This is a genomic window from Mesorhizobium sp. M5C.F.Ca.IN.020.32.2.1 (assembly GCF_004023105.1).
Classification (GTDB): Bacteria; Pseudomonadota; Alphaproteobacteria; order Rhizobiales; family Rhizobiaceae; genus Mesorhizobium; species Mesorhizobium wenxiniae.
Genome location: NZ_RZSX01000622.1, coordinates 1 through 3,952, shown reverse-complemented (window position 1 = coordinate 3,952; position 3,952 = coordinate 1). Strand labels below are relative to the sequence as shown.

General features: G+C 59.9%; 5 protein-coding genes. All 5 read left to right on the top strand.

What is annotated here, in order from left to right; genetic code table 11:
• A partial coding sequence (locus tag EOA86_RS25640; protein ID WP_164891977.1) for a transglutaminase family protein occupies positions 1-410 on the top strand: 410 nt, incomplete at its 5' end.
• 31 nt (positions 411-441) lie between these two features.
• Positions 442-1,173 (top strand): peptidase, encoded by a 732-nt coding sequence (locus EOA86_RS25635; RefSeq protein ID WP_065009553.1) that lies wholly within the window; start codon positions 442-444, stop codon positions 1,171-1,173.
• A 55-nt stretch (positions 1,174-1,228) separates the two neighbouring features.
• The gene (locus tag EOA86_RS25630; RefSeq protein ID WP_128344239.1) at positions 1,229-2,641 is read left to right on the top strand and encodes an aspartate aminotransferase family protein; all 1,413 of its coding nucleotides are present in this window, start codon (positions 1,229-1,231) and stop codon (positions 2,639-2,641) included.
• Between the two features lie 128 nt (positions 2,642-2,769).
• Positions 2,770-3,537, top strand: a complete 768-nt coding sequence (locus tag EOA86_RS25625) for a DeoR/GlpR family DNA-binding transcription regulator (RefSeq protein ID WP_029352850.1) — start codon at positions 2,770-2,772, stop codon at positions 3,535-3,537.
• 125 nt (positions 3,538-3,662) lie between these two features.
• On the top strand, positions 3,663-3,952 hold a 290-nt coding region (locus tag EOA86_RS25620), incomplete at its 3' end, for an FAD-dependent oxidoreductase (protein WP_128344237.1).

Sequence of the window (3,952 nt, the reverse complement as noted above, 5' to 3'; positions counted from 1 at the left end):
GGCTGCACCGGCTGATGGCCGTGATCGGCGAGCGCGTGGCTTATACGCCGGGTATCACCAATGCGGCGACCCCGGCCGAGGACGCGCTGGCGCTCAAGACCGGCGTCTGCCAGGACCACAGCCACATCTTTGCCGCCACGGCGCGCGCCATGGGGTTTCCGGCCCGCTACGTCAGCGGCTATTTGATGATGGATGCGGCGGTCGAGCAGGCGGCAAGCCATGCCTGGGCTGAGGCGCATGTTGCGGGCCTCGGCTGGGTCGCGTTCGACGTCGCCAACGGCATTTCGCCCGACGAACGCTATGTAAAGGTGGCGACCGGCCGTGATTACCGCGATGCCACGCCGGTGTCGGGAATTCGGCTGGGACAAGCGGAAGAACAGCTTGCGGTCATCGTCACCGTGGAGCAGTAATCCACGGCAAGATTGCTGCCAAAGAGATTCGATGACCTATTGCGTCGGCCTGAAGATCGATCGCGGGCTCGTGTTCATGTCGGACACGCGTACCAACGCCGGCATGGATTCGATCTCGACCTTCAAGAAGATGCATGTCTGGGAAGAGCCGGGCGAGCGCGTCATCGTGCTGATGTCGGCCGGCAATCTGGCGACGACGCAGGCGGTCGTCAGTTTGCTCGACGAACGCACCAAGGCGGTGGCCGATCGCCACGCCACTCTGCTCGAAACGCCGTCTATGTATCAGACGGTGCGGATGGTCGGCGACACCGTTAAGGAAGTCATCGCCAGTTCGTCGCCGGCAGGCGAAAAGGCCGATTCCTATTTCAATGCCTCCTTTATCCTCGGCGGCCAGATCAAGGGCAGCGCGCCGCGGCTGTTCATGATCTATCCGGAAGGCAATTTCATCGAATCGACCGATGACACGCCGTTTTTCCAGATCGGCGAGACCAAATACGGCAAGCCGATCATCATCCGCGCCTATGAAAAGACGATGAGTTTCGCCGAGACGGTGAAACTCCTGCTGGTGTCGTTCGACTCGACGCTGAAATCGAACCTGTCGGTCGGTCTGCCGCTTGACCTGCTGTTCTACGAAAAGGACGCCTTCAAGGTCAGCCTGAAGAAACGGATAGCCCAGGACGATCAATATTATCGCACGATCTCGGACGGCTGGTCGAACGCGCTGAAGACCGCTTTCGCGAGCCTGCCTGATTTTCCCGAATGAAAGCCTCCGTTTTTCGTGCTCTTTGATTTCTGGGCTCGATGCGACGGAGAGGAAAATGGATAGCAACGAATTCCGGGAATGGTCGCTGTACGCGGCCGAATGGGGTGCCGACTACAGGGGCACACTTCGCGAAAGACCGGTGCGGCCGCTTGTCGAGCCGGGCGAAATCTCTAGAAGCATCGATGTCTCGCCGCCGGAAGAGGGCGAAACGATGCAGGCAATCTTCGCCGACTTCGAGCAAAAAATCCTGCCGGGCATGACGCATTGGCAGCATCCGCGCTTCTTCGCCTATTTCCCAGCCAACGCCGCACCGGTCTCGGTGGTGGCCGAATATCTGGTCTCGGTGATGGCCGCGCAATGCATGCTCTGGCAGACCTCGCCGGCAGCGACCGAACTCGAGACGCGCGTCGTCGACTGGATGCGTCAGGCGCTTAGCCTGCCGGAAGGGTTTTCCGGCGTCATGCAGGATTCGGCATCGTCGGCAACGCTTGCCGCCGCGCTGACCATGCGCGAGCGCGCGCTACACTGGCAGGGCAACAAGAAGGGCCTGCAAGGCCAGCCGATATTGCGCATCTATTCTTCCGACCAGGTCCATACTTCCATCGACCGGGCGATCTGGGTATCGGGCATTGGCGAGGACAATCTCGTGCGCATTCCGGTTGCTGGCCGCCTTCGCGCCATGGATGTCACAGCCCTCGAAGCGGCGATCGTCGCCGACCGGGATGCGGGCATGCTGCCGGCCGGCGTCATCGCTTGTGTCGGCGGCACTAGCACCGGCGGCACCGATGACATCGCCGGCGTCGCCGCTGTGGCTAAGCGATACGGGCTCTATCTGCATGTCGATGCCGCCTGGGCCGGATCGGCGATGATATGTCCGGAATACCGGCATTTCTGGGCCGGCGCGGAGCACGCGGATTCCATCGTCTTCAATCCGCACAAATGGCTGGGCGCGCAGTTCGACTGCTCGATGCAGTTCATCCGCCGGCCGGAAGACCTGGTGCGGACGCTCGCCATCAAGCCGGATTACCTGAAGACGCATGGACGCGACGGAATCATCAACTATTCCGAATGGTCGGTGCCGCTCGGGCGGCGCTTTCGCGCACTGAAACTGTGGTTCCTGCTGCGCGCCCACGGGCTGGAAAATCTCCGGACCATGATCCGCAACCATGTTGCCTGGAGCGAAGGCCTTGCCGCGCGGCTGGCTCGGCAACCGGATTTCGAGATCGTCACGGAACCGATGCTGTCGCTGTTCTCGTTCCGGCATCTGGCGGCGGCCGGCATCGATTCGGACGAACACAATCTGCGGCTGGTCAATGCGATCAACGACGATGGCCGCATCTATCTGACACAGACACGGGTGGACGGGCAGATCGCGATCCGCTTTCAAGTCGGTCAGTTCGAGACGACGGCGGCGGATGTCGACACAGCTTTCGAGGTCATCACCGAAATCGCCCGCGGTCTGGGTTGAGTTGAAATGGTCGGCAAAGTTGCGCCGTGGTTGCTTTGGACGGATGTAATTTCGTTAGCCGGCTTATGCCTTTTCATCACTTTCGTTTTCCGCTATAGACAAGAAAAGCGAAAACGAGAGGCCTCCAAATGTATCTGTCGCCGCGTCATTCCGAAATCATCCAGATGGCCAAGGACAATGGCCGCGTGCTGGTCGACGATCTGGCAACGCATTTCAACGTGACGCCGCAGACCATCCGCAAGGACCTTAACGACCTGTGCGACCAGCGGCTGCTGTCACGGATTCATGGCGGTGCGCTGTTCCCGTCCGGCATCGAAAACATGGAATATGAGGCGAGACGCAAGATCGCCGCCGAGGAGAAGGAGGCGATCGGCCGCGCAGCAGCCAGGCTTATCCCGGACAATGCCTCGCTGTTCATCAATATCGGCACCACGACGGAGTCGGTCAGCAAGGCGCTCCTTGATCACACCGGATTGATGGTGATCACTAATAATATCAATGTTGCCAACAGGATGCGCATATACCCTTCCATCGAAGTCGTTATTGCCGGCGGGGTTGTGCGCGGCTCCGATGGCGGCGTGGTCGGCGAGGCGGCGGTCGATTTCATCAGGCAGTTCAAGGTCGACTACGCGGTGATCGGCGCCTCAGCGATCGACCATGACGGTGCGTTGCTTGATTTCGATTTTCGTGAAGTGAAGGTGGCGCAGGCGATCATCGCCAATGCCCGGCATGTCATCCTCGTTTCCGACCAGACCAAATTCGAGCGGACGGCGCCGGTCCGCATCGGCCATCTGTCGCAGGTCAACACCTTCATCACCGACCGTTGCGACATCCCGTCGGTACGCAAGATCTGCCAGGAGGCAGAGGTTCAGCTGATCGAAACGTCGCTCTCGTAAGGGTGCCGTAGGGGCAATTGCCGGTGTTTATATTTCGTTTGACATTCGTTCCCATTTCGAAATAATCCCACCACGGTTTCGTAAAAACCTAAAAATGCTGCAATGCGAAATCCGGGAGGACTATTGTGAGCGCACCCCCGATCCATGACATCTTCGTCATCGGTGGCGGTATCAACGGCTGCGGCATTGCTCGCGATGCGGTTGGGCGCGGCTTCTCGGTCTTCCTTGCCGAAATGAACGATCTGGCCAGCGGAACCTCCTCCGGCTCGACCAAACTGATCCATGGCGGCTTGCGCTATCTCGAGTTCTACGAATTCCGCCTGGTGCGCGAGGCGCTTATGGAGCGCGAAATTCTCTGGAAGAATGCGCCGCACATCATCTGGCCGATGCGCTTCGTGCTGCCCTATGCCAAGGG

Excerpts from the sequence above, each read along its gene's own strand:
- EOA86_RS25635 (WP_065009553.1), top strand. The coding sequence starts at position 442 with ATGACCTATTGCGTCGGCCTGAAGATCGATCGCGGGCTCGTGTTCATG.
- EOA86_RS25630 (WP_128344239.1), top strand. The coding sequence starts at position 1,229 with ATGGATAGCAACGAATTCCGGGAATGGTCGCTGTACGCGGCCGAATGG.
- EOA86_RS25625 (WP_029352850.1), top strand. The coding sequence starts at position 2,770 with ATGTATCTGTCGCCGCGTCATTCCGAAATCATCCAGATGGCCAAGGAC.